A 25447-nucleotide genomic window follows, 5' to 3' on the forward strand; every position below is an offset into this window, starting at 1 on the left:
CAACGCACGGTGGCGCCGACTCCCATACACCTCCAATGCACCACTGTCCGTTGTTGGCCGTTCAATTGCTACCGACGAACGGGCGAATTTGCTGACTGCAATTTGCATCCGTCGCGTCGCACCCCGTTGATCAGGGGTTTCACCACTCGGCGGCCGGTCGCAGGACCGCCGTGAACTGTCGCAGCGCACCTCCCTGCTCCACGATGTGGTATCCGGTCAGCTGGTCCGCCTTCGACGAGACGGTCTCGGCGACGTCGACGACGTATTCCAGGTGGCTGAGCGTGTAGACCCGGCGCGGCAGCGTGAACCGCACCAGCTCGCGCGGCGCGGGCACGTCCGGCCCGCCGTCGGGATCGCGGCGGCCGAAGACCAGCGTGCCCAGCTCGGTGACGCGCACCCCGCCGGCGAGGTAGAGCGCGTTGGCGACGGCGGTGGCCGGCAGCTGCTGCGGCGCGATGTGCGGCAGCATGGCGCCCGCGTCGACGTAGACCGCGTGGCAGCCGGTCGGCTGCAGCACCGGCAGACCGGCCAGGCCGAGCTGCTCGCCGAACCAGCGCGCGCACTCGGCGCGGTAGCGCAGGTAGTCCGGCTCGGTGACCTCCAGCAGCCCCTGGGCGAGCGCTTCCAGGTCGCGCCCGGCGAGCCCGCCGTAGGTCGGGAAGCCCTCGAACGCGATGAGCTGCTCGCGGGCCCGGGCGGCCAGCCCGGCGTCGCGCAGCGCGACGAGCCCGCCGATGTTGGCCATGCCGTCCTTCTTGAGACTGGCCCAGCAGCCGTCCGCGAGTTCGAAGACCACGCGGGCGACCTCACGGGGGGTCAGGTGCCGGTAGCCGTCCTCGCGCTCGGTGATCAGGTACGCGTTCTCCGCGAACCGCGACGCGTCCAGGAACAGCGGGACGCCGTGGGCGTCACAGAGCTGGCGCACGGCCTTCACGTTGCGCACCGACACCGGCTGCCCGCCACCGGCGTTGTTCGTGATGGTGAGCACCACGCACTTCACCCGGTCGGCCGAGTGGCGCAGCAGGTCCCGCAACCGGCCGGTGTCCAGGTCGCCGCCGAACGGGTTCAGCTCCCCCGGCCCCACCGGCACCGGCAGGTCGACGGCCTGGGCGCCGGCGGCTTCCACGGCCGCGCGGGTGCTGTCGAAGTGCGTGTTGCTCACCGAGATGTCGCCGGGCCCCAGCAGCAGGCCGAGCAGGATCCGCTCGGCCGCCCGCCCCTGGTGCACCGGCAGGATCTCCGCGTACCCGGTCAGGTCGCGCACGACGGTCTCGAACCGCTCGAACGAACGGGCGCCGGCGTAGGACTCATCGCCGACCATGAGCGCGGACCACTGCGCGGCTGACATCGCCGCCGTGCCGGAATCGGTCAGCAGGTCGATCGTGATCGCACGGGCCGGGACGCGGAACAGGTTCCAGCCGGCCGACACGAGCGCGTCCCGGCGTTCCGCCGCGGTGGGGAACGGGATCGGTTCGACGGCCTTGATGCGGAACGGCTCCATGAAGGGCGGCACGGGCAGCTCCTCGCTGGTCAACTCGGACACCCAGACCAGCCTGGTGCGACCGCGGGCCGCGACGGTAGGGGCCAGTTCGCCGCCCGCGGTGAGCTGGGCCACAATCGGCGCGCGATCCGGCCGTCCCGGCCCCGCGGCGGCGGAGGATTCACGGTGTGCCAGCAGCGGCCGACGACGTGGGCTTCGCCTTCCAACCCCTCTACAGCCTGAACACCGGCGGCGTCGTCGGTGTGGAAGCCCTCGCCCGGCCCGCCGCCGGACGCGTCCACGACCTGCTGCGCGCCGCCCAGCGCCGCGGGCGGCTGGTCCACGTGGACGCCGGCCTGGCCGCGCAGGCGGTGCGTGCCGAGGCGGCCCACGAGACGCTGCTGCCCCTGCACCTGAACCTGACCGCGCTGTCGGCCGCGGCGCCGCAGCTGGTGCTGGACCCGCTGCTGGAGTCGCTCGGGCACACTGGGCGCCGTCCGCGCGAGATCGTCCTGGAGATCGGCGCGCCGTTCCACGGGGTGTCGCCGAAGGCGCTGCTGGCGGGGATGCAGCGGTTCGGCGAGCTGGGGTTCCGGCTGGCCTTCGACGGGCTCGGCGCGGGCGACCTGCCGCTGAACCTGCTCGCCGAGGCCCGCGTCGACCTGGTCAAGCTCGACCGCACCGCGTTGCGCCGGCTGCCGGACGAAGACGCCACGGTCGCGCTGGTCGAGTCGCTCGTGCACTTCACCTCGCGGACCGGCATCCGGCTGGCGGCGACCGGCATCGAGGCCGAGGAGCAGCTCGCCACCGTGCGCCGGCTGGGCGTGCGGATCGTGCAGGGCAACCTGTTCGCCCCGGCGCGCGCCAACGCGATGCCCGCCGGACTGGTCACCGCACCGCCGGAGCCGGCGCTGCCGGTGCCGCTGACCCCGACGACCACGCCGCGCGTGGACGACTTCCGGCACCCCGCGACCACCCTGCCCGAGGACGCGACGTGCGACGACGTCCGGCGGGTGCTGCTCGACCACGACGCGCCGAGCGGGATCGTCGGCCTGGACGCGGCCGGGCGGCCGCGCTGGTCGATCGACCGCACCCGGTTCCTGCTGGAACTGACCGGCCCGTTCGGGCACGCGCTGCACGCGAACAAGGCGGCCGCGCGGCTGGCCGACCCGCCGCGCACGATCCGCAGCGGCGCGGGTGCGCTGGAGCTGCTCGACCTGGTGGCCGACGCGGGCCTGACCCGCAGCGGGGACGACATCGTCGTGGTCGGCGCCGACGGCGAGTGCCTCGGCGTGGTGTTCGTGACCGAGATCGTGCGCGCGATGGCCGAGGCGAAGATCGAGGAGGCGGCCGCGCTGAACCCGCTGACCCGGCTGCCGGGCAGCGACACGGTAGCCCGCGAGGTCGACCGGCGGATCGCCGCGGGCCGCCCGCTGGTCGTGGCGTGGCTGGACGTGGACTCGTTCAAGCGCATCAACGACACGGTGGGCTTCGCGGCGGGCGACGACCTGATCCGCGCGCTGGGGCGGGCCCTGACCGACCTCGCGGCGAAGCTGCGCAGCGTCACGGTGAGCCACGTCGGTGGCGACGACTTCCTGATCGCGTGCGACATCGACGAGATCCCGGCCGTCGCGGACACCCTGCTGGGCACCCCGTGGACGGCCCAGCACCTGACGGTCACGGTGTCACTGGCGACGGTCGTGTGCGCGGGCACGGCGGCGAAGTCCTACCACGAGGTTTCGCGGCTGCTGGCGCCGTTGAAGAAGCGCGCGAAGGACGTGCCGGGGTCGAGCTGGGTGAACAGCTGGCCGGGCACCGACCGGTTCGAGATTCTGCGCGGGCAGGGCCACGACCCGTTGCGGGCGCCGAATCAAGTGCGGTGAGAAATGTGCGCCCATTGTGGCTAACCCGGCCGGGTGACGGCAGTGAACAACTGACGAATCAGGCATCGGTTTCGCATTTCGCCACCCGGTAGGGTGGCAGTGCGCGGCCTTCCGTGGTCATCCCCGTCATAGCGCGCACAGGCGCATCTTGGAGCAACCGTGAAATCCCCGCCTTTTAACGCCGTTCTACCTTCCTCCCGTGACCGTCCCAGACTTCGATCCAGACGCTCCGGGCTACATCTACGAGATGATGGCCGACCACCTCGCCGCGCGCATCGAGGCCGGTGAACTGCGCCCCAACACGCCACTCCCCGCGGAACGACGGCTGGCCGCGGAGTACGGCGTGTCACTCGGCACGGCGCGCCACGCAACGCACATCCTCCGCGAGCGCGGCCTGGTGTTCACCATCCGCTCAAAGGGCACCTTCATCGCCGACGAGGCCCGCAGAAGAGCCGCTTCGGGGGATTCGTGAACTCTTTTCACCCGTTCTTCCGGCCGGAATTCCGAACCGCGCCGGAAAAGGACCGCGACAGCTCCTCCCACCCGGGCGGCATTTGCCGCTGTCGTCATCTAGAGTGCGGATGCACGTGCATCAGCATTCGCGCGACGCTGAGGAGGGCTCGTGGTTCCTGATCTGCCGGCGAACCCTCTGTCGATCGAACTCGAGCTGACCCACCGGCGATTCTGGTGGCAGATCGACGACGAGGACGAGCAACCGGAACAATGGGACGCCTCCGCGGACGTGTCGGAGCTGGACGTGTGCCCGGCCGGCCTCCGGCACGTCGGCGACATCGCCCTCGTCATCGCCGATCTGACGAAGGAACGGAATCTGCTGGATTCGGTCGTGCTCGGGGAATGGGCGCTGGAGTTCATCGCGGAGACGGTGATCGACCCGGACCAGGGCAAGCTGCACCCCGAACTGGACGCGCGCATCAGCCAGGGCCCGCCGCGCATGGTGATCCTGCGGCGCATCGAACTGACCGAGCCGTGGCGCGGGCACGGCCTGGGCGCCGCCCTGATCGCGAGCGCGCTGCGGATCCTGGCCCCGAACGCGCGGCTGGCCGCGTGCCGGGTCTCCCCGCTGGACTTCAGCGTCCCGGGCGCGGACCGCATCACCGCGGAACTGTCGAGCCTGCGCGCCGGCGCGATGCTGGAGAGCATCGGTTTCGAGCGCTGGCGGGGAGTCCACCTGGTGGACCTGAGAAACCCCACCCTGGTCGACGCGCGGATGGAGCTGCTGGACCAGTGGTGGCCCGGCCAGGAAGTGGACTGACCGGTGCGGACCGACCGCTACCCCAGAGGCCGCCGCAGCGTTTCGACCGGCCATTCCCCGAACCGGTCGAGGTACCAGATCCGGAACTGCTGGTTGTCCCGGAAACCGTAGCGCCGCGCCGCCTCATCCACCGTCATCAGTTCTTCGGTCGCCGCGACCAGCAGCAACCGCACGCAGTCGAGGCGCACCCTGCGCAGGTATTCGTGCGGTAGACATCCCTCGTGCGCTCGGAAGGACAACGTCAGCTCGTCCAGCGAAACCCCGGCCAGCCGTGCCAGGTCCGCCATGCTCACCTCGCCACGCGGGTCCGCCCGCAACAACACCTTCGCGAAGTCGCTGGCGCCTGAGGTGACCACAGGGTCACAACGCCGCCAGATGGCGTCGCTGTACTCGTGCGGCTGGTGGCGGAGCAGCCAGTCGACGAACACCTCGTCCGAATGACGGGCGAACCGAGACTTGGGGCGGCCGAAGAAGCGTTCCGCGCTCGTGAGCAACGGTTGCCCCCGTCCGGCGAGCCCGGTGATGACCGGCCGGAAGTGGATCGGCGACGGCGGCCAGTCCCCGGTGATGCGCGCGAGCCGCATGTGCATGGCTCTGGGCTCGATGCGGACGACCTTCAGCGAGCAGGCGCCGGTCACCTGGAAGCCGAAGCGCTGCTTGGGCGACACGGTCACGACACTGCCGGCTCCGGCTTCGAGGTACACGTCGTCCACCCGGCAAACGCACCTTCCACCGAGGACGATGGTGGTGATGTAGGCCGACCGCGGCACGGCAAGCCGTACCACGACATCGCATCCGTAGTTGAGAATCGCGGATCTGAGCTGGGTTCCGGTGTGCGTGCGCAGCCGCAGGTCGATTTCGCGGCCGCCCCCCTGCGGGATCAGCTCGTGGCGGCCGAGCACGGGCTCGGCGGCCTCCACGGCGAGGGGGAACTCGGTTGCTCTGACGTAGGAATACTCGTAGCCGCTCATTGCTCGGGGTTCTCCGTTCCGGAAAAGCGGCGGATCATCGGTGAAGGGTCTGCTCCGGCGTTTCGCCGAAGGCCTCGGCGTATCTGCTCGCGAACTGGATCGGGTCCGCGAACCCCCAGTGCCGTGCGACGTCGGAGAGCCGCACCTGCCCCGGTTCCACAGTGCACAACTGGTCGTACGCCCCGCGGAGCCGCTCCGTCGTCAGGAAGTCGGCCAGCGGGACACCCCGGTGGTTCCGGAATCCGGCGTCCAGGTCACCGAGCCGCACGCCCAGGACGCGGGCAAGCGTGTGCGGCGTGTGACGCGCTTCCGGACGACCACGGACCACCTCCGTGGCGGCACCGACGATGCGCGCACCGACGGGGTGCGCCCCTCGGTTCAGCCGCTCCGAGTAGTTGCTCGGCTGGAGGTGCAGGAGTTGGGAGATCAGCGCCTCCTCGAACAGTTCGGCCCACCACGGACTGCTGAGCAACGCGTCCCCGCGCGTCACTCGGGAAATCTGGTGCAGCAAGGACGAGTACCAGCGTCTCGGCATGCCATCGGACACGCTCATGCCGAGCTCGAACCGGATGGTGCGCCCACCGTCGTCACCGAGCAGATCGGTCAGAACGCGCCGAACTGCGGTCATTCCGATCTTCGCGAGGATCAGTTCGGTGTCGGCGGACAAGACCATCCGCAGCGGCTCGTCCGGTGAGCTCACGACGATTCGAGACTTGGTGGCGGCGATCTGCTCGCCGCCCGATCGCACGACCCCGCGGCCGTTCAGGTGGCCCTGCACCACCAGAAACGACTCGGTCTCGCCGGGATCGACGAGTACGGGAGCGTCGTATTCCACATAAATGAGTCCGACATCGCGTATTCGCGTAGAATTCAGCCGGGCGTTCAGGCCACAAGTCTGGTCCAGGACGTCCAGGTAGTGGTCGCACAGCACCTGCGAGGTCAGCTCACGAGTTTCGTCCAGGTCGGTGGATTGGAAGATCCGGTACGGCTCCAGAGGGCGGGAAAACATGATGTCAGGATTCGTTGTCGAGTAAGCCTGAAACTGTCGTTTCAGCGCGCTTCATGTTACTCCAGAACGCCGTTCAGACAAGTCTGTTCAGCACGATCTCCTGGCTTGTTTCGCAGCGAGCTCGAGCAGTTCCGCGAGGTGCACGGCCCGCACCGCGGAACCGCGTTTCCGCAGGCCGGACCGCAGTTGCCGGAGGCATCCCGGGTTCACCGCGACCACGTAGTCGACCCCGGCTGCCTCGATCTCGTCGATTTTCACCGCCAGTATTTTCGCGCTCTCCAGCGGCCGCAAGATCGAATAGGTGCCTGCCGCGCCGCAGCAGGTGGCCGCCGAGGGCAGCTCGACGTACTCCGCCACCGCCCGGATCAGCTCCCGCGGCTGGCGCCACACGCCGAGCCCGTTGCGCAGGTGGCAGGAGTCCTGCAGCGCGACCCGTGCCGGCCGGCCGTCGACGAGCAACGGCCCGGACGGCAGAACGTCGGTTTCGACGAGGAATTCGCTCAGCTCGCGGACGCGTGGCCGGCCGAGGTGGGCGGCCAGGTGCGCCGCGCAGCCACCGGAGGTCGTCACGATCGTGCCCGGGAGGACCTCGCCGAGTTCCTTCGCCATTCGTCGGCCCGCCGCGGAATCCCCGTTGTGCGCGTGCAACGCTCCGCAGCACCCCTGCCGCGACGGCGCCGCCAGCCCGGGCACCAGCTTCCGCGCCGCGCGCGAAACCCGTGGGAACAGCGCACGTTCCGCGCACCCGAGCATCAGCGACGGCCCACTCGCGCTCGCCGCCGTCCGCGCGTGCCGGCGCACCAGGCCCGGCACCCGCAGCAGCCACGGGCGCTCGACGGCGGCCATCAGCAACCGCGCTCGCAGCGGCCGCCGCCTGCCCCGCCACTGGTGGTCCCGCCACTGCTCCAGCAGGTTCCCGTATTCCACCCCCGCCGGGCACACCGGTTCGCACGCGCGGCAGCCGAGGCAGAACGACGCCTGCTCGGCCAGCGTCTCGTCGTCCTCAGGCAGCTGCCCCGTTTCCAGCGCGCGCATCAGCGAGATCCGCCCGCGCGGCGAGGACGCCTCCTCCCCCGTCATCGCGTAGGTCGGGCACGCCGGCAGGCAGTACCCGCAGGAGATGCACCGGTCCAGCAGCGGTTTGGAGAAGATCATGAACCGAGCTTCCCGGGGTTGAGCACGCCCGCCGGGTCGAACGCGGTCTTGATCCGGCGCAGCAGCCCCAGCTGGACGGCGCCGAGCCGGTCGGCGAGGAACGGCAGTTTCGCCGCGCCCACACCGTGCTCACCGGTGATCGTGCCGTCCAGCCGGATCGCGGTGCGGAAGATCTCGGCGAACGCCTTGTGCGCCCGTCCCACCGCGTCCTCGTCGTCGGGGTCCAGCACGCACGTCGGGTGCAGGTTGCCGTCACCGGCGTGCCCGAAGGTCGCGATCTGCAGGTCGAACCGCTCGGCGATCTCGTCGATCCGGTCGACCATTTCCGGCATCCGCGGCCGCGGGACCGTGACGTCCTCCAGGATCGTCAGCGAGCCGAGCCGCGACAGCGCCGGGAGCGAGCACCGGCGGGCGGTCAGCAGCGCCTCGGCGCGCGCGACGTCGTCGGCCACCGTCACCTCGAGCGCCCCGGCCTCGGCGCAGATCTTGCGCATCCGCACCATGTTCCCGGCGACGACCTCGATCGGACCATCCTCGCCGAACAGCAGCAGCGCGCCGGCGTCCAGCCGCAGCCCGAGCCCGGCGTACTCCTCCACGACGGCAACGCATTTGCGGTCCAGGAACTCCAAAGTGGCCGGTACGATCCCGGCGGTGATGATCGCGCCGACCGCCCGTGACGCGTCTGCGAGCGAGGCGAAGTAGGCCACGCCCGTGTTGCTCTCGGCCGGAGCGGGCAACAGGGCCACGGTGGCCTCGGTGATGACCGCGAGCGTGCCCTCGGACCCGGTGAGCAGCCGGGTCAGGTCGTAGCCGGCGACGTCCTTCCACAGCCGGCCGCCGGTGCGGACGATCTCGCCGGTCGGCAGCACCGCCTCCAGACCGAGCACGTAGTTGCGGGTCACGCCGTACTTCAGGCCGCGCAGGCCGCCGGCGCAGGTGGCGATGTTGCCGCCGATCGTGGCGGTCGTCCGGCTGCCCGGATCGGGCGCGTACAACAGGTTCCGCGCCGCGGCGGCGTCCGCGAGCCGGGCCGTGGTCACGCCCGGCTGCACGCGCGCGAGCAGCTCCTCGGAGCTGATCTCCAGGATCTGCGTCATCCGCGTCAGCGCGAGGATGATCCCGCCGTGCAGCGGGACGGTCGCCGCGCAGAGGTTCGAGCCGGAGCCGCGCGGCACCACCGGCACGCGGTGCTCGGTGGCCAGCCTCAGGACGCGGGCGACCTGCTCCGTGGTGGCCGGGAAGACCACCACGTCCGGAGGGTGGTGGAACAGCGGCGTGGCGTCCCGCGCGTAGACCGCGAGCTCGCCGGGCGCCTGGCGGACGTGATCGGCCCCGACCACGTCGGCCAGGGCGGCGGCGAAATCGCGGTCAAGGGTCATCAGGCCTGCCCGCACACGTTGCGTTGCCGGCCGAGCCCGGCCACCTCGGTCTCGACGACGTCGCCCGGCCGCAGGTAGCCGAACCGCCCGGAGAGCGCGACCCCCTCGGGTGTGCCGGTGTTCACCAGGTCGCCGGGCTCGAGCACCACGAACTGGGAGAGGTGCCAGATGATCTCGTCGACGGTGAAGATCATGTCCGAGGTCTTCGAGTCCTGGCGCGGTTCGCCGTTGACCCAGGAGCGGATTTCGAGCACCTGGGGGTCCGGCACCTCGTCGGCGGGGACGAGCCAGGGCCCGAGCGGGTTGAACGTCTCGCACGACTTGCCCTTGGACCACTGCCCGCCGGGCCGGCCGAGCTGGAAGGCGCGTTCCGAAACGTCGTCGGAGGTGACGTACCCGGCGATGCAGGACCGTGCGTCACGGAGTGTTTCCAGGTACCGCGCGCGTTTGCCGATCACGACGCCGAGTTCCACTTCCCAATCGGTGCGCTCCGAGCCGCGCGGGATCAGCACCTCGTCGTACGGCCCGACCACGGTGTTCGGCGATTTGTGGAACAGGATCGGCTCGGCGGGCGGCGGATCGCCGGTCTCGGCCGCGTGGGCCGCGTAGTTCTGCCCGATGCACAGCACGGCACCCGGCCGCGCGATCGGCGCCCCGATCCGCAGCCCGACGACGTCGATCTCGGCCAGCGCGCCGTCGTCGAGCGCCTCCCGCACCCGGCGCAGCCCGCCCCGCTCCAGGAAGGCGCCGTCGACGGCGGACGTCAACGGGGACAGGTCGTAGTGACGGCCGTCCTCCAGCACCACGGGGCGCTCCCGGCCGGGAGCGCCCACCTGCATCAGTTTCATCCGTCTACTCCGGGAATTCCGCGGCTTCGAAGGGGTACAACGGCTTGCGCCGGTGCCGGTATGTGAAGCGGTCGAGGTTCATCGCGGTGATGCCGTCGGTGTCGACGACGACCATCCGCCGCGCGATGGCGCCGTACGCCGCGCGGGGCGAGTTGACGCCCTTGGCCACCACGATGTGGTAGCGAGCCGGATCGACGCCGACGCTGAGCAGCTGCTGCAGGCTGGAGTTCATGACGGCCTTGGAGCCGATGACGAGCGTGTGCCCCTCAGCGGTGTCCAGGACGGCCGTCGGCCCCTGGTCGAAGAAGTGGAACCCGCCGTGCGTGGCGGTCGGCTCTTCGAACCGGCCGTCGGACACCGCCCGGACCGTGCCGTGCACCGGCACCGGCCGCCCGGCGGAGTGCACGTGCTTCGCCCCCACGCGAAGGTGCACCTCGGAGCCCTCCCCCGCCGCGACGCACTGCCGCGCCGAGTCGGGGTCGCAAAGCGTCTGCACGAGCGGCGGCGCCCCCCGGTCGAGCGCCGCCTGCAGGATCACGGTCGAATCCCCGGGCGCCCCACCGCCGATGTTGTCCCCGACATCCAGCAGGACGACGGGCCCCACGGGTTCACGCACCGCGAGGTCGAGCGCTTCGGTCACCGTGATCCCCAGCGCCTGCAGACCGGAACGCCGTTTCCAGACCTGGTTGGCCAGTTCCTGCGCCGCCACGGTCGCCTCGAACTCGTCGCCGTCGTGGATGGCGATGCACGACATGCCCATCTGCGGGACGTCGGCGTACGGAAACCCTTCGACGACGCTCGCCGAGAGCATGCCGGGCCAGCCGGCCACCTCTCGCGCCTTGGCCATCAACTCCGCCATCGGCTCCTCGGCGGTGTCCTGCCGCGCGATGTTCACCACCAGCGGCAACGGGACGAGCGCCTGCACGGGACGGATCTCACCGCGCGCCGCGGCCGCGACCAGCCGTGTGCAGTCGATACCGCGTTCCTTCGCGTCCACGTGCGGGTTGGTCTGGTACACGAGCGTCACCGTGAGCGCCTCGACCAGCCGCCGGGACACGTTCGCGTGCAGGTCCAGCACCGCCCCGACGGGCACGTCCGGACCGACCACCCGACGGACGCGCGTGGCGATCTCGCCATCGGCGTCGGGAAGGTGCTCGGCCACAGCCGCCCCGTGCAGGTTCAGGAGCACGCCGTCCCAGGGCCCCCTGGCCTGGAGTTCGGCGAGCATCTCACCCACCAGCCACTCGAACGCGTCCTCGGTGATCGCACCGATCGGCGTCACGAACGCGAAGAGGATCGGCTCGATCTCGATGCCCATCCTCCGCGCGGCGGTGAAGTAGCCGCCGAGGGTCGTCGCCGAGTCCGCGTAGTCGCAAACGATCTCCTCGTCGCGCACCACGCCGCCGTTGCCGAACATCCGCCGGTCGGCCTTCAGCGGCGAGAACGTGTTCGCCTCGTGGTAGAGCCCGAGCGTCGCGAATCGCATCATCTGTCTCCCGCGTGGGCGACGACGTCGACCTCGAACCGGATGCTCTCCGGCAGGCAGCCGGTGATCGTGGTCCGCGCGGGCAGCGGCTCCGCGAAGTACTCGGTGTACAGCCGGTTGAACTCGGGGAGATCGCCCGCGTCCCGCAGGTAGGCCCCGACTTTGACCACATCGGACAGTTCGAGTCCGGCGTCGGCCAGCACCCGGATGACGTTGGCGAAGGACCGGTGCATCTCCTCGGCGAAGGTTCCCGGGACGATGGAGCCGTTCTCGTCCACCGACGCCTGGCCGGAGACGAAGACCAGATCGCCGGCCCGCATGAACGACGAGAACTTCGACGTGTTGCCATCCCGGCTCACGGTGCCGGTCATAGTCCAGCCCCGTCACGCAGCGCCTTCTCGAACCGCGTGAGCGCGGCGTCGAGCTCCTCCTCGCCGTGGCAGGCGGAGACGTACCAGACACCACGGCCGGTCACCCACAGGCCGTGCTCGACGAGCACCCGGGACAGCCGTTCGTACCGGGCCAGGTCCAGTCGTTGCAATGTCCGGTAGTCCCGGACCTCGGCGTCGCCGAACGAGACGTGGAACGCCGCCGGGAGGCCTTCGACCCGCAAGGGCAGGCCGTGCTCGATGCCGAGATCCCGCAGCCCCACCATGAGCGTCCTGCCGTGCTTGGCGACCCGCTCGTAGGGCGGATCCTCCAGCAGGCTCGTCACCGTCGCGGCCACCGCGGCGGTGGCCATCACCGAGCCGTTGAAGGTTCCGGAGTGGTTGACCTCCCCGGTGCCGAACCGGGACATCAGGTCGGCGCGGCCGACGAGCGCGGCCACCGGGAACCCGCCGGCGATCGCCTTGCCGTACGTCGCGAGATCCGGGGGGACCCCGTAGCGTTCCGCGCCACCTCCGAGGCCGAGCCGGAAGCCCGAGATCACTTCGTCGAAGATCAGCACGACCCCGTGCTGATCGCACAACCGCCGGACAGCCTCGAGGTAGCCGGGCAGTGGTTCGATGACCCCGGCGTTGATCATCACCGGTTCCATGATCACCGCGGCGATCTGCTCACCGTGCCGGTCGAGCGCGTCGGCGACCTGCTCGGCGTCGTTCCAGGGCAGCACGATGAAATCGTCCAGATGCCCGGCGACCTGCCCCTTCGTCGCCACGCCCCAGTGTCCGTCCCGTGCCGCGGTCAGCACGTTGTCGAGCCAGCCGTGGTAGTGCCCTTCGAACCGGATGACCTTGGTGCGGCCGGTCACGGCGCGGGCCAACCGCAGCGCGCCCTGCACGACCTCGGTTCCGGACACGCCGAAACGGATCATGTCCGCCCAGCCGACCGCGCGGCACACCAGTTCCGACGCCTGGACCTCGAGCTCGTGCTGCCCGCCGAAGATGACGCCGCGCCGGCACGCGTCGGAGACCGCGTCGACGACGTGGTCGGGCGCGTGTCCGAGGAAGTTCGGCCCCTGCCCCAGCAGGTAGTCGACGTAGTCCCGCCCGTCGACGCTGTACAGCCAGGCTCCCTTGGCTCGGTCGATGAACTCCTGCGCGCCGGTGAGGCGAACGTTCGAGTGGACCCCGCCCGGGGTCCGGGCGACCGCCCGTCGCCTGAGCTCCGCCGACCGCGGGCCGAGCCGGGTCGAATCGTTGGGCATGCAGATCCCTCCCACAGCCCGGCGGCGGCCGAGGCCGACGTTCCGGGGGTTTCCGCCTAGTTTCATCTAGTGAAACTAGAAGTCTAAGACGCGATTCACGGTACGACCGCGACGTCCACACCGTCAAGGGGCCCTGTTCGGCCACCGACGTGCGCTCTGGCCCCCTGACACCCATCTCCGCGCCGGACTACGATCTGAAACATCGAACTTGCCGTCCGAAACGAGGAGGAGCCGTGACACGGCGCCGTAAGCAGGACCCGGAAGACGTCAACCCGTCGGACAACGGCTCGGCGGAGGAGGAGCGCGACTATTCGGTGCGCGCGGTCGAACGGGTCTGCCTGATCCTCAACCTGCTGCAGGAATCGGTCGACGGCATCACCCTCAACGAGGTCGCCCAGACCACCGGATTGCCCAAGTCATCGGCGTTCCGCTACCTCTGGACGCTGGAGAACCACCGGTACGTCGAGCGTGACGACGAGCGCGGCCTGTTCCGACTGGGCCTCGGGTTCGTCGGTATGCAGTCCCGGCACCTGGAGATCCTGCGCGAGCGGGCCAGGCCGTCGCTCGAGTCGCTGCGCGACGAGTTCGGCGAGACCGCGAACCTCGGCCTGCTGGACGGCGACCACATCATCTACATCGAGATCGTGGAGAGCCGGCGCGGCGTCCGGCTCGCGGCGTCCCGCGGCGACCGCGACCCGCTGCACTCGACGGCGCTGGGCAAGGCGATCGCGGCTCACCTCCCCGCGGACCGCGTCCGGAACCTCCTCGAGTCCACCGGGCTGCCCTCACGCACGGCGAACACGATCACCTCGATCGACGACTACCTGGACGAGCTCGCGAAGGTGCGGAGGCTCGGCTACGCGGTGGACAACGGCGAGAACGAAGAGGACGGCCGCTGCGTGGCCGCCCCGCTGCTGGCGACGCACCTCCCCGCGGCGATCAGCGTCAGCGGCCCCGCATCCCGCTTCACGATGCAGGACGTGAAGCGGGTGGCCAAGACGCTCATCGAGGTAGCCGCCGGCATCGCGACGAACCCACAACCCCAGGAGGCGGCCGGCTGACAGCCCGCCCCCGGCGGTCACGAGAGCGGTTTGGCCGACCCGTGTCCGCCGGTCACCATGTCGTCCAGCCGCCGTCGATCACCATTTCCGCCCCGGTCATGAAGCTCGCTTCGTCGGACAGCAGGAAGTTGACCGCACCGGCGATCTCGTCCGGCCGTCCCATCCGTCCCATGGGGGTCGCTTCGGCCAGCAATCGGTCCCGTTCGGCGAAGGCGGGGTCTTCGGCCAACCTGATCATGCCCGGTGAGACCGTGTTGACTCGGACGCCCATCGGCGCCGCGGACACGGCGAGCTCACGCGAAAGGAGTCGCAACGCGCCTTTCGAAGCGCTGTAGGCCGGCGCCCGGATCGGCCCGTTGGGCGTTTTCGACGGGTAGACATCCTCGTAGTACGAGTTGTTGAGCGCCACGATGCCGTAGACCGAACCGACGTTCACGATGCTTCCGCCTCCGGTGCCTGCCATCCGGCGGATCGCTTCGAACGACAGGAAGGCGGCGGCCTCGACGTTCAACGCGAATTCGTCGCGCCATCGCCGGACGTCCTGGTCGAACAGGCCAGACGCGTGCGATCCCCCGGCGTTGTTCACCAGACCGCGCAGCGGGTGCCCCAGACCGTCCACAGCGTCGAGGACCTCCTTCCGGCAATCCTCTTCGGTCACGTCCGCCGGTACGACGACCGCCTCACCGCCCTCGGCCTCCGCCAGGGATGCGGTTTCCTGCAACGGTTCCTTGCGCCGCCCCACGAGCACACAGACAAAGCCGGCACGCACCAGGCGCAAAGCGATCGCGCGACCGATACCCGAGCCGGCACCGGTGACGAGGGCGAGCTTCCGATCCGTCTGCTCCATCTCAGACACCGCCCGCCCAGACACGGGCCGGGATGACGTCGTTGCCGACGGCCGAAGCCGCCGTCGCGACCATGGACGCGAAGTCGTACTTCGGCGCGAATCCCAATGACCGTCGAGCCGCGTCGATGGTCATCTCCAAGCGCCAGGTCATCGGCATCCGCACCACCGCGCACGGTACGCCGAACCGGTCGGCGATGATCTCGGAGCCCGCCACGAACGAGGTCGGCCGGGCGGCCGCGATGTTGAACACCCCACCGAGCGCGCCGGGCTCGGTCAGAGCGCGGAAGACCCCTTCGACAGCGTCCCGCACATCCAAAAGGTGGAGGGTCCAGGGGACGTCGTCCGGCCCGACGAGACCGACCGCCATCCGGTCGTCCGCATCGCCGCCGACCTGCTCGTCGATGATCTTCCAGAGGTCCGGCCGCCCGCGGAAGAGCTGCCATATGTTCGAGTCGCGCCCGAGCTCGGCACGGCCGAGCAGCTCGCGGACCCACCTCAGCCGGAACTGCTCGACCGCTTCCTCCGGACTGACGACAGTCGCGAATCTGACCATCGCGAACGGGATGTCGAACTGTGCGGCGTGGTTGCGCAGGATGATCTCTCCCAGCAGCTTGCTGGTCCCGTAGTAGTCGGCCGGCTCCTGCGGCGCGTCCTCCGAGAGCGGCACGGCGGGCGGATCACCCGGACGATAGGTGCCGTCGGTGCTGGCCAGAACGAACCGTTCGACCCCGCCGCCGCGCAGCACTCCTTCGAGAAGTCGCAGGGTGCCGAAAGCGTTGATGTCGTAGAAGCGGTCGACAGGAGTGTCCCCCCGGACGAGCTGTGCGGCGAGGTGCACCACATGTGTGACGCCCCGGCACGCACTGTCGATCGCGGCCTGGTCGAGCAGATCGGCTTCTGCCACCTCCACTTCCGGCAGCGTCGCGAGCTTGGCGGCCTGCGGGTCTCCCGGCAGCACCATCGCTCTGACCCCGACGCCGGCGCCGACCAGGCGCTTGACCACGTTGGCGCCGACCCGCCCGGCGGCGCCTGTGACCAGTACCTTCGTCATTCCGACCAGCTCCCTTCCTGCGCGGCCGCGGTCGCGGCCCCTGCTCCGTCGACGAGCGCCAGACCTGCCCATTCGTCGATGCACGCGGGCACGTCATCGAGGTCCGCGACCCGAACCCGGCTCGCCTCCTCGTCGAAGCGCTTCAGGTCCTTCCAACCCGCGCCGGTGAACACGAGGACCACTCGCGCGTCCCGGTCGATTCGCCCGTTCTCGAGGTCGAGGATCAACGCGGCGAGCGGCAAGGCCGCGGCCGGTTCGACGAACACGCCCTCGGTCTCCACGAGCAAGCGCTGGGCCACGAGCACCGCGGCGTCTTCAGCGCACGTGCCCCAGCCGCCCGTGCGCACCACCGACTCGGCTGCGAGCAGCCCGTCCGGCGGATGCGGTAACTGCAGGCCCGAAATCTGACTCGCGCAGGTCACGACACGCGGCTCCGGAATCTCCCGCTCGAGGAACCGAACGATCGGAGCACAACCGGCAGGCTGACACGCGACGGTCCGGACCCGCAGATTCCGATGCCCGAACCCGCGCGCGATCGCGGTGAGCAGCCCGCCACCACCGACCGGTACATACACGTGACTCAGGCCCGGAAGCTGCTCGGCAAGCTCGTAAGCGATCGTGTCGCACCCGCGCATGCCCTCCGGGTTGAACGCGTGGGCGGTGATCCCGAGGTACAGCCGGTGGCGCTCACCTGCCCGCTGGACCACCTCGAAGAGCCGCTGTCCCGTCGCGCCGGTGCCCTGGTCACCGATGCCTCCGACGGCCAGAACTCGTGCCGGATACGGCACCAGGGGAAGCTTCTTTTCGACAGGCGCCGAGGCAACCAGGCAGAGGAATCCCGGCAGACCGGCCCGTGCACCGTAGGCCGCCATCGCGACTCCGGCGTTCCCCGACGAGGTCGCTATCCACCCTCGGAGTCCCCGCGAACGCGCCAGCGACACCGACAGGGCCGCGACCCGGTCTTTGTAGGACCCGGTCGGGTTGACCGTCTCGAGCTTGCCATGCAGCTCGGCCAACCCGAGCCTCGCTGCGAGGGCGTTCAGCGGCAGCAGGGGGGTATTCCCCTCCCCGAGGTGAACGAACTCCTGGACCGCCGGCAGATCGGCGGCGTACCGGGCGAGACCGTGCTGGGTGAAAGTCACGCTACCTCCGCTTCCGCCGACGGCCGGCGAACGACCAGCGGATCGTAAAATGAACTCGTCGTTTCACTCTAGATGTTCAGGTGGCGAACACCAACCACCCGAGCACACCCGGGGCCGATTCGCCACCAGCAGTCGACCGCCGACTCGGTTCAGCGGAACCTGGCCGAAAGTTCACCAAGATGTCAAAACGATATAGCCCACCGCCCCGGCCGCTCCGGTAGTTGACACCACCCGTGAACCCGGTGTCTCATTAGCTGAAACTGCCGTATCGCATCGAGGTTCCAACCGAGACATCAGCGCTACTACGACCAGCGAGGCCGACGAAGACCAGCACGACTGGCAGGCGCGCTCCGGCGACAGCCGCACTCGCACCGCCTCAGACTCTCCCCGACCCGCCTCGCGAGGAGTGAAAATGTCACACAACCACCAATTGGATCGGCGCCGGTTCCTGCGGACCGTGGGCGCGGCCGGCGTGGTGCTCGGCGCAGGCGGCCCCTTACTCTCCGCGTGCAACACCGGCCCGAACGACGAACTCACGGCGGACGCGAATGCTGTTCCCGCCGGCGACTCGGCCACGCGGACACTGCAGGTGGCCGTGTCGAGCGATCTGCCGTCTTACGATCCGTACGCTCTCGGGGGCAACAGCTATCCCCTCATCCGCAACATGTACGAATCGCTGATCGAGTACGACCACGGCGGACAACCGGTCCCGGTTCTTGCCCAGGAATTCACCATCGCCCCGGACCAGGCATCGGTGCGGGTTCTGCTGCGACAGGGCGTCACGTTCCACAACGGACAGCCACTGACGGCGCAGGCGGTCGTCGACAACTACACCATCGTGGCCGATCCGAAGGCGGGCGGCCTGATCACCCAAACCGTGAGCGATGCCGCGAAGGTCGAGGCGATCGACGACTCCACCGTGTTGTTCACACTCAAGGGACCGCGGGCGACCAAACTCATCACCGACATCCTGCAGGCGGTGCCGCTCGGCTATCCCGGCAACCGGGGGAACATCGCGACCACCGGTATCGGAACCGGCCCGTTCAAGCAAGGCCCCCGCATTCCGGGGCAGAACTGGACACTCGTGCGCAACGACGGCTACTGGGGCGCGCCGGTGAAGGTCGCCGGCCTCAACTTCCGGATCGTCGCCGAGCCCACCGCCGCGATCACCGCCCTCCAGTCGCGACAGATCGACGTGATCTCGTCCACGCCGTACTCCGGGATCCCGCAACTCCGCGGCACCTACCGGATGATCGAAAATCCGAGTGCGGCGGGCACGATGGTCATATACCTCAACGCCAAGCGACCTCCGTTCGACCGACAAGCGGTCCGTCAGGCCTTCCACCGGGCGATCGACCGCGACACGGTCGTGCGCAACGCATTGTTCGGCGAGGCCAAGACGAAGATCCTGCCCTGGCCCGAGACCTCTCCGGCTTACGATCCGGAAGCCGCCAAGGACTGGGGTTTCGATCCGGATCGTGCGCGCGCCGAGTTCGCCGCCGCGGGTGTCACCTCCCTGCCCGATCCGATCCTCGTGCCCAGCAACCTCCCGCAGCTGAAGTCCACCGCCGAGATCGTCCAGGCGACCCTGGCCGGCATCGGTGTCCAGGTGAACGTGCAATCGGTCACGATCGCCGATTTCCTGCAACAGCTGACGAAGGGCACGAACGGCATCTACGTCTCGACCACCGGGAACGAGAACAAGTACCCGACGGCGCTGGCCAAGGTGCCCTTCTTCGCGACGACCGCCAATCCGTACTTCCCGAACGGCACGCCGCCGGCGGAGTACGTCTCCGCGGTGGAAGCCGCCAATACGGCAGTCAGTGACGCCGAGCAGAAGGCCGCGTTCAAGAACCTGAACGCCGCGATCCTGCAGACCTCCAGCTTCATCACGGTGTCGTCGCATTCGGCGCTCTCCTACTACGCGCCGAACGTCCACGGTCTCGACCGGAACATCGACGCGATGCCCTACTTCGGAAACGCCTTCTTCAGTGCGTGAAGCAGCGGCGGAAGGGCCGGGGCCGACTCGAACGTCGCGTGGCCGGAGACAAAGCGGCCGGCCAGGAAATGGAGCCAGTGTGGAAGCCGCACCGACACTTCGACTGAGAAATCTCACGGTAAGTTTCGCCGGGCAAGACGCTCCTGTCACCGCGGTCGACGACCTGAGCCTGGACGTGGACGCGGGAGAGGTCCTGGCCGTCGTCGGTGAATCGGGGTCCGGCAAGACGACCACCTTCCTGTCCGCACTCGGCCTTCAGCGCGGAGCACATGTCACCGGGCAGGCGTTGCTGAATGGCCAGGACCTCCTGTCGGCCTCGGAAGCCGAGCTGAGCCGGCTCCGCGGCCGGGAAGTCAGCGTGATCTTCCAGGACGCCCTGGCGTCTCTGAACCCGGTGATGGCCGTCGGCGCGCAGGTCGCCGAAGCCGTAGCGGTGCACCACCGGGACCTGTCCCGAGCGCGAACCAGGGAGAAGGCGGTCGAGCTGCTGGAGCTCGTCGGGATACCGGCGCCGAGGGAACGGGCCGCCCAGTATCCGCATGAGCTCTCCGGCGGGATGCGGCAACGGGTGATGATCGCCATCGCCATCGCCAACGAGCCCCGCCTGATCGTCGCCGACGAGCCGACCACCGCGCTGGATGTCACCATCCAGGCCCAGGTCATCGACGTACTGCGAAGGATACACGAACGGACCGACTCGTCGATCGTGTTCATCACGCACGACCTCGGGGTGGTGGCCGGCATCGCGGACCGAGTCGCGGTGTTGTACGGCGGCAAACTGGCCGAGCTCGGCACGACGGAGGACGTCTTCTACAACGCGAGCCATCCCTACACGGCAGGACTCCTCGCGTGCCTTCCTCGGGTGGACTCCGGCGGGCGCGGCAGCCGGCTGCACCAGATCGACGGCACCCCGCCACGCGACATCACGAGCGTGTCCGGTTGCGTGTTCCACCCTCGATGTCCGATGGCGCGGCTGCCGAGCCCGTGCTCGACCGTGCCACCTCCGTTGATCGATACGGTCGCCGAGAGCGGCATGACGGGAGAGCCGCACCTCAGCTCCTGCCACTTCGCGGCAGAGGTTCCGCAGCGAGCGGACGTCTCCGCGCCCGAGCATCCCGGCGACATCGCCGTCGCTCACGTCGAGCGCGACGACCTCCTCATCGAGGCCGTGAACGTGTCCAAGCACTTCCCGCTCCACAAGCGGTCCCTGGGCCGCGGTGATCGGAAGGTGATCCGGGCCGTGGACAACGTGTCGATCGAAGTGGCACGTGGCGAAACCCTCGGTCTCGTCGGCGAATCCGGTTCCGGGAAGACGACCGTTGCTCACATGCTCGTCAACCTCACGGAACCGACGTCCGGTGAGATCTCCATCGCCGGAAAGCGGCTGTCGACCTTCAGCCGGAAGGAACTGCGGGGGCTGGCCACCCGGATCCAGTTCGTGTTCCAGGATCCGTTCTCCTCCCTCAACCCCACCATGACGGTGGAACAGATCCTGGCCGAACCCCTGAAGCTGAACAACCGCTGGGATCGGAAGAGCAGTCCGCAGAAGATCGCCAGGATGCTACGCCTCGTCGGGCTCGACGAACACGCGTCCGCCCGGCATGCCAGCGCCTTCTCCGGCGGGCAGCGTCAACGCATCGGAATCGCGCGGGCGCTGATGCTCGAACCCCAGGTGCTGGTTCTCGACGAGCCGGTGTCCGCTCTCGACGTCTCCGTTCGCGCGGGGATCATGAACCTCCTGGCCGACCTACAGGAAGGCCTCGGCGTCAGCTATCTCTTCGTCGCGCACGATCTCGCCGTGGTACGGCACATCAGCGACCGCGTCGCCGTGATGTACCACGGGAAGATCGTTGAAGAAGGAGCCGTGGAGCGCCTTTACTCGTCGCCCGCTCACCCCTACACCGTCGCTCTTCTGTCGTCGGTGCCGATACCCGATCCGTACATCGAGCGAAAACGCGAGCGCATCATTCTCAGCGGCGACCAGCCGTCACCGGCCAATCCGCCCTCGGGATGCCGGTTCCGCACGAGGTGCTGGAAGGCGCAGGACCTGTGCGCGGAGGTCGAGCCCGCGCATACCGCCGTGGCGGGGGGCGGGTTCGTGGCCTGCCACTTCCCGGAAGCGACCGTGGCCGACGACGAAGTCTCACCGAAGACTGCCAGGTTGGAGGGACTCCATGGATAGGCTGGACGAACGAACTGCGCCTCCGCCGGTCGACGCGAGCGTCGCCACGCCGGGCAGCGCAACGATCACGACTACTTCGTTTCGCCGGCCGCACAGCCCGCGACGAGAACACCTCCGTAGGATCCGGCGCTCGCTCGGGCCGTCCGGCTGGATCGCCGTGGCATTCTTGGTCCTGCTTGTCGTTACTGCCGTCTTCGCCCCCTGGGTGGCACCCTACGATCCGGGCTATCAGGATGTTCGTGCCGCACTGTCCGGGCCGTCCTCGGCGCACTGGTTCGGCACCGACCAGCTCGGGCGGGACATCTTCTCGCGTATCGTCTACGGCAGCCAGCCGACACTCCAGATCGGACTGGCCGCCTCCGCGCTCGCCGCGGTGTTCGGCGTCACGATCGGTCTGCTGGCCGGCTTCTACGCGGGCTGGCTCGATTCCGCGATCATGCGTCTGATGGACCTGCTACTGGGCATCCCCGCGATCCTCCTCGCGATGACCATCATCGCGATCGCGGGCCGGAGCGCGGTCGCCCTCATCTCGGCCATCGCGATCGTCGGTGTTCCGGTGTACGCGCGTCTGGCGCGAGCGGGAACCATGCAGGTGCGGTCGTTGGACTACGTGAAGGCCGCACGCGTCGCCGGCGCCGGAGACCGCTACCTGATGGGACGTGTGATCCTGCCGAACATCCTCGGTTCTCTGCTGGTGCAACTGAACGTCTTCACCTCTGTCGCGATTCTGATCGAAGCGTCGCTGAGCTTCCTCGGACTCGGCCTTCCGCCGCCGAGTCCGACGTGGGGAGGTCTCCTCCTCGACAGCAAGACGTATCTCACGCAAGTACCGACGTACGGCCTGTTCACCGGCCTCGCACTGACCGCCACGATCCTCGCGATCGACACGGTGGCCAGAGCGAACCGGAGGTACCGCAAAATCGCGCAGACGGTGTGACCGGGCTTCCTGCCCGGACACCGTCCGGCAATCGAGTCGAAGGAGCTCCGCATGGAGCGGGTACTCGGCCGAAGGATCGGCCAGCTGATAATCGTCCTCTTCCTCGCGTCGATAGCGGTCTGGGCAATGGTCTACATGCTGCCCGGCGACGCGGCACAAGCCATCGCGGGACCAACGGCGACCCAGGCGCAGCTCGACGCCGCGCGGGAACGGCTCGGGCTGGACGAACCGATCGTCTCGCAATACGCGACCTGGCTGTCGCACGCCCTCCAGGGTGATTTCGGAACCTCGGCGCAGAACAACTTCTCCGTTTCCTCCATCATCGGCGAGCGGCTGCCCGCGACGTTGCAGCTGACGTTGATCAGCATGCTCCTGGCGATGCTGATCTCGATCCCGATCGGCGTATTCGCAGGCACCCGGCCGAACTCGCGATTCACCTCTCTCATCCACGGCTATTGCAGCCTCACCCTCGCCGTGCCCAGCTTCTGGGCCGCGATCCTCTTCGTGCTCGCGTTCTCCCGCGGCACCGGTCTCGGCTGGTTCCCGGCGATCTCCCAGTACGAAAACGTGCTCACCTCGCCGTTCGTCGCGCTGAACAACCTGGCGGGTCCGGTGACCGTGCTGGCCCTGCTGCTGTCCGGGATCCTGACGCGCTTCATCACCGATTCAGTCAGCGCGGTGGCCAATACCGAATACGTACGAACTGCCAGGGCGAAGGGTGTGCGTGGAGCTCGCCTGATGCTCCGTCACATCCTCCGGAACGCCGCTCTGCCCGTGGTCACGATCTTCGGTTTGCAGCTAGCGTCCGTGCTCGGTGGAGTCGTCGTGATCGAGGCCGTCTTCAATTATCCAGGCCTGGGGCTGCTGTCTCTGCAGGCCGTGGAACAACGGGATTACCCGATGATCCAGGCCATGATGCTCCTGGCCGTCGCGTTCTTCGTTATCGTCAATCTGCTCGTCGATCTGCTCTACGCGGCCATCGATCCGCGGGTCAAGGTGTCGGCCGCATGAGTGCGACGGGAGATCGGATGCTACGGCTCGGAATCGTCGGAACCGACAACACGCACGCCTACCAGTACGCCGCGTTCGTCAACGGATGGCGCGAAGACGTGCCCATTCCGGTCCGGCTCCCGACGGGCGATCCGGTTCCGGCGATGTACGAATGGGCACAGGTGCTGCGGGAGTCGACGAACGACGGCTCTCTCGACGCGCTCCGGAGCACGTCCGGGGCACGTGTGACACGTCTGTGGAGCGCTGATGCCCAGGACGCCGACCTCATTCGCAGAGCCTGCGACATAGACGTGATCTGTGAGTCCCCGGACGAGGTCGCGGAAGACGTGGATGCGGTATTGGTGCTCAGCGAGAACCCCGCGGAACACCTCGCTCACGCCGCGCCGGCCTTGCGAGCGGGCCTACCCACGTACGTGGACAAACCGATGGCGCCGGATCGCCGCACCGCTGAAAAGATGTTCGCGATGGCCCGCGAGTACGGAGCTCCGTGCTTCACGGGGTCCTCGCTGCGCTACACGGAGGAGCTGCGCGGATTCCGGCATTACGCGCATGCGCGCGTCGGCGAGTTCAGAGGCATGTACGTCCAGGTGCCGATCGACAACCTGCTGTACGGGCTGCACGCCATCGAGATGATCGACATGTTCATGGGCTCGGACGTGCGACGGGTGTCCGGCCTGCGCGCCAGGAACCGGCAGACGGTCTGCCTCGAATTCGCGGACGGGCGCTCGGCCACCTACGAGACGCTCGGTTACCTCCAGCGTCCCTGCCAGAACCTGATCGTCAACGGCTTGCATCGAGACGTGACCACTCAGATCCACGGCATCGGTTCCATACCCGCAGACTTCGTCCGAGCGGTACTGCGAATCCTCGCCACGGGCGAAGGCCTGCCGTCGGAAGCGGCGGCATTGCGCTTCATCGACATCGGAGCGGCCGCGGAGGCCGCCCTGCGGTCCGGAACGCCACAGACGATCGAGGAAGTCGAGACAAGGAGTTGAGCACGTGCGCCCAGTAGTGACCGCCCCCAGGACGATCACCTGGCAGCCCTTCGAGCTGTCCGGACGCCCGGCCCCCGGAATGGTGCGTCTGACCTCGGTCAGGTCCTTGATCAGCCCCGGCACCGAACTCGCTCTCTACGAGGGCAGGGAGATGGTCGACGGCCTGAACGCCGGCTTCTCCCCCGCGGCCACGTCGCTCGTCATGGACCCGCTCGACGACGAGACGCCTGAGCAGGCCGCTCTGTTTCCGGTCGCCCTCGGATACAACCTGGTGGGCCGGATCTCCGCGGTCGGCGAGGGCGTCAACCCGGACCGCATCGGCACACTCGCCTTCGCTGTCGCCCGTCACCAGGCAGCGGTCGAAGTCGCGGACTGGGAGGCCGTTCCGCTGCCCGAGCGGATCGATCCCACGGTCGCCGCCCTCTATTACCTGCCGACGCTGGGGCTCAGCGCGTTGCGCCGCGTCGGCTACCAGTCCGGCGCTCGGGTCGCCGTAATCGGGCTCGGTCTGGTCGGGCTGTGCGCCGCTCTCGTCGCGCAGAGCCTCGGCGCGGACCCGGTGTGCTTCGACACCTCCGAACAACGCCGCGATTTCGCATCGAAACTTTTCGGGCGGGACCGCGTGCACGATCCGCGATGCGAACGGCCCAGGTGCTTCATCGACGGCGGACTCGGCGCCGACATCGTGATCGAGGCGGCGGGCACCAGGGCGTCGCTCGCGCTCGCCGCCGAGCTCGCAGGCGTACGAGCCCGTCTTGTCGTGCTCGGCCTGCACTCGGAAGATCTCGGAGCGCTGTTCGCCCGCAATTTCTACCGCAAGATGCTCGATGTCGTCTTCTGCGGGAACGACGACTACGCGCCCCCGAAGGCCGGCGCACCGACTTCGCTCGGCAACGTCATCGAGATCGCTCGTCTCGAGCAGAGCGGCCGGCTCCCGCTGGAGAGGCTCATCTCGGCTCGGGCGGGGGCGCACCGGATCGAACAGGCCTTCGCGATGATCGCGAACGAACGTCCGACAGGAGCGGTGATCCTGGACTGGGAGGCACCTGACCGGCCCTTGACGGGCCGTGCTCCGTGAGCCTCTGCCGTG

The 25447-nt window shown here is 68.9% G+C and carries 22 protein-coding genes; 10 read left to right on the forward strand and 12 right to left on the reverse strand.

All coding sequences use genetic code 11. The features are described from left to right. Window positions 1–139: 139 nt before the first annotated feature. The gene (locus tag IE290_RS16935; RefSeq protein ID WP_191245777.1) at window positions 140–1501 is read right to left on the reverse strand and encodes a tryptophanase; all 1362 of its coding nucleotides are present in this window, start codon (window positions 1499–1501) and stop codon (window positions 140–142) included. Between the two features lie 167 nt (window positions 1502–1668). Here IE290_RS16935 and IE290_RS16940 point away from each other — a divergent pair, with 167 nt between their 5' ends. The 3 genes from IE290_RS16940 to IE290_RS16950 all read left to right on the forward strand — a co-directional run bounded on the left by IE290_RS16940 (window position 1669) and on the right by IE290_RS16950 (window position 4636). Further along, window positions 1669–3363, forward strand: coding sequence for a GGDEF domain-containing protein (locus IE290_RS16940; protein ID WP_191245523.1), 1695 nt, complete (start codon window positions 1669–1671; stop codon window positions 3361–3363). A 199-nt stretch (window positions 3364–3562) separates the two neighbouring features. Beyond that, complete coding sequence (locus IE290_RS16945; protein WP_191245524.1) at window positions 3563–3835, forward strand: winged helix-turn-helix domain-containing protein; 273 nt, start codon at window positions 3563–3565, stop codon at window positions 3833–3835. Between the two features lie 150 nt (window positions 3836–3985). Next, on the forward strand, window positions 3986–4636 hold the full coding sequence (locus tag IE290_RS16950) for a hypothetical protein (RefSeq protein WP_191245525.1): 651 nt from the start codon (window positions 3986–3988) through the stop codon (window positions 4634–4636). 17 nt (window positions 4637–4653) lie between these two features. On the opposite strand, the gene IE290_RS16955 is transcribed toward IE290_RS16950, so the two are convergent. From IE290_RS16955 to IE290_RS16990, 8 genes are all read right to left on the reverse strand, one after another. Next, the gene (locus IE290_RS16955) at window positions 4654–5556 is read right to left on the reverse strand and encodes an AraC family transcriptional regulator (protein WP_191245526.1); all 903 of its coding nucleotides are present in this window, start codon (window positions 5554–5556) and stop codon (window positions 4654–4656) included. A gap of 85 nt (window positions 5557–5641) precedes the next feature. Further along, entirely contained in the window at window positions 5642–6616 is a 975-nt protein-coding gene (locus IE290_RS16960) for an AraC family transcriptional regulator (protein WP_268246360.1), read from the reverse strand. 87 nt (window positions 6617–6703) lie between these two features. Next, window positions 6704–7771 (reverse strand): (Fe-S)-binding protein, encoded by a 1068-nt coding sequence (locus IE290_RS16965; RefSeq protein ID WP_191245528.1) that lies wholly within the window; start codon window positions 7769–7771, stop codon window positions 6704–6706. After that, on the reverse strand, window positions 7768–9150 hold the full coding sequence (locus IE290_RS16970) for an FAD-binding oxidoreductase (protein ID WP_191245529.1): 1383 nt from the start codon (window positions 9148–9150) through the stop codon (window positions 7768–7770). The genes IE290_RS16965 and IE290_RS16970 overlap by 4 nt, the downstream gene beginning before the upstream one ends. After that, the gene (locus IE290_RS16975) at window positions 9150–9998 is read right to left on the reverse strand and encodes a fumarylacetoacetate hydrolase family protein (protein ID WP_191245530.1); all 849 of its coding nucleotides are present in this window, start codon (window positions 9996–9998) and stop codon (window positions 9150–9152) included. Before IE290_RS16975 ends, IE290_RS16970 begins: the two co-directional genes overlap by 1 nt. Window positions 9999–10002: 4 nt before the next feature. After that, window positions 10003–11487: a M81 family metallopeptidase gene (locus tag IE290_RS16980; protein ID WP_191245531.1), complete on the reverse strand. Its 1485-nt coding sequence runs from the start codon at window positions 11485–11487 to the stop codon at window positions 10003–10005. Further along, window positions 11484–11855: a RidA family protein gene (locus tag IE290_RS16985; RefSeq protein ID WP_191245532.1), complete on the reverse strand. Its 372-nt coding sequence runs from the start codon at window positions 11853–11855 to the stop codon at window positions 11484–11486. Before IE290_RS16985 ends, IE290_RS16980 begins: the two co-directional genes overlap by 4 nt. Then, complete coding sequence (locus tag IE290_RS16990; protein WP_191245533.1) at window positions 11852–13132, reverse strand: aspartate aminotransferase family protein; 1281 nt, start codon at window positions 13130–13132, stop codon at window positions 11852–11854. The genes IE290_RS16985 and IE290_RS16990 overlap by 4 nt, the downstream gene beginning before the upstream one ends. 233 nt (window positions 13133–13365) lie before the next feature. Here IE290_RS16990 and IE290_RS16995 point away from each other — a divergent pair, with 233 nt between their 5' ends. After that, entirely contained in the window at window positions 13366–14193 is an 828-nt protein-coding gene (locus IE290_RS16995) for an IclR family transcriptional regulator (protein WP_191245534.1), read from the forward strand. Window positions 14194–14245: 52 nt separating this feature from the next. Here the strand turns inward: IE290_RS16995 and IE290_RS17000 are convergent, their stop codons facing one another. Genes IE290_RS17000 through IE290_RS17010 form a run of 3 tightly spaced genes read right to left on the reverse strand, consistent with a single transcriptional unit; the run spans window position 14246 to window position 17233 of the window. Beyond that, complete coding sequence (locus IE290_RS17000) at window positions 14246–15040, reverse strand: SDR family NAD(P)-dependent oxidoreductase (RefSeq protein WP_191245535.1); 795 nt, start codon at window positions 15038–15040, stop codon at window positions 14246–14248. Between the two features lies 1 nt (window position 15041). Then, window positions 15042–16091, reverse strand: coding sequence for an NAD-dependent epimerase/dehydratase family protein (locus IE290_RS17005; RefSeq protein ID WP_191245536.1), 1050 nt, complete (start codon window positions 16089–16091; stop codon window positions 15042–15044). Then, window positions 16088–17233, reverse strand: a complete 1146-nt coding sequence (locus IE290_RS17010; protein ID WP_191245537.1) for a pyridoxal-phosphate dependent enzyme — start codon at window positions 17231–17233, stop codon at window positions 16088–16090. Before IE290_RS17010 ends, IE290_RS17005 begins: the two co-directional genes overlap by 4 nt. Before the next feature lie 412 nt (window positions 17234–17645). Between IE290_RS17010 and IE290_RS17015 the strand changes: the two genes are divergently transcribed. The 6 genes from IE290_RS17015 (at window position 17646) to IE290_RS17040 (ending at window position 25435) form a co-directional block, all read left to right on the forward strand. Then, window positions 17646–19232 (forward strand): ABC transporter substrate-binding protein, encoded by a 1587-nt coding sequence (locus IE290_RS17015; protein ID WP_191245538.1) that lies wholly within the window; start codon window positions 17646–17648, stop codon window positions 19230–19232. A gap of 79 nt (window positions 19233–19311) precedes the next feature. Continuing rightward, on the forward strand, window positions 19312–21414 hold the full coding sequence (locus tag IE290_RS17020) for an ABC transporter ATP-binding protein (protein WP_191245539.1): 2103 nt from the start codon (window positions 19312–19314) through the stop codon (window positions 21412–21414). Further along, entirely contained in the window at window positions 21407–22351 is a 945-nt protein-coding gene (locus IE290_RS17025) for an ABC transporter permease (RefSeq protein WP_191245540.1), read from the forward strand. Before IE290_RS17020 ends, IE290_RS17025 begins: the two co-directional genes overlap by 8 nt. A 51-nt stretch (window positions 22352–22402) precedes the next feature. After that, entirely contained in the window at window positions 22403–23362 is a 960-nt protein-coding gene (locus IE290_RS17030; RefSeq protein WP_191245541.1) for an ABC transporter permease, read from the forward strand. Beyond that, a complete protein-coding gene (locus IE290_RS17035) occupies window positions 23359–24357 on the forward strand; it encodes a Gfo/Idh/MocA family protein (protein WP_191245542.1) in 999 nt (332 codons plus the stop codon). The genes IE290_RS17030 and IE290_RS17035 overlap by 4 nt, the downstream gene beginning before the upstream one ends. A gap of 4 nt (window positions 24358–24361) precedes the next feature. Then, window positions 24362–25435, forward strand: a complete 1074-nt coding sequence (locus IE290_RS17040; protein WP_191245543.1) for a zinc-binding dehydrogenase — start codon at window positions 24362–24364, stop codon at window positions 25433–25435. The last annotated feature ends 12 nt before the right edge of the window (window positions 25436–25447 follow it).

The organism is Amycolatopsis deserti, assembly GCF_014653945.1.
In the GTDB taxonomy this organism is placed as follows: Bacteria; Actinomycetota; Actinomycetes; order Mycobacteriales; family Pseudonocardiaceae; genus Amycolatopsis_E; species Amycolatopsis_E deserti.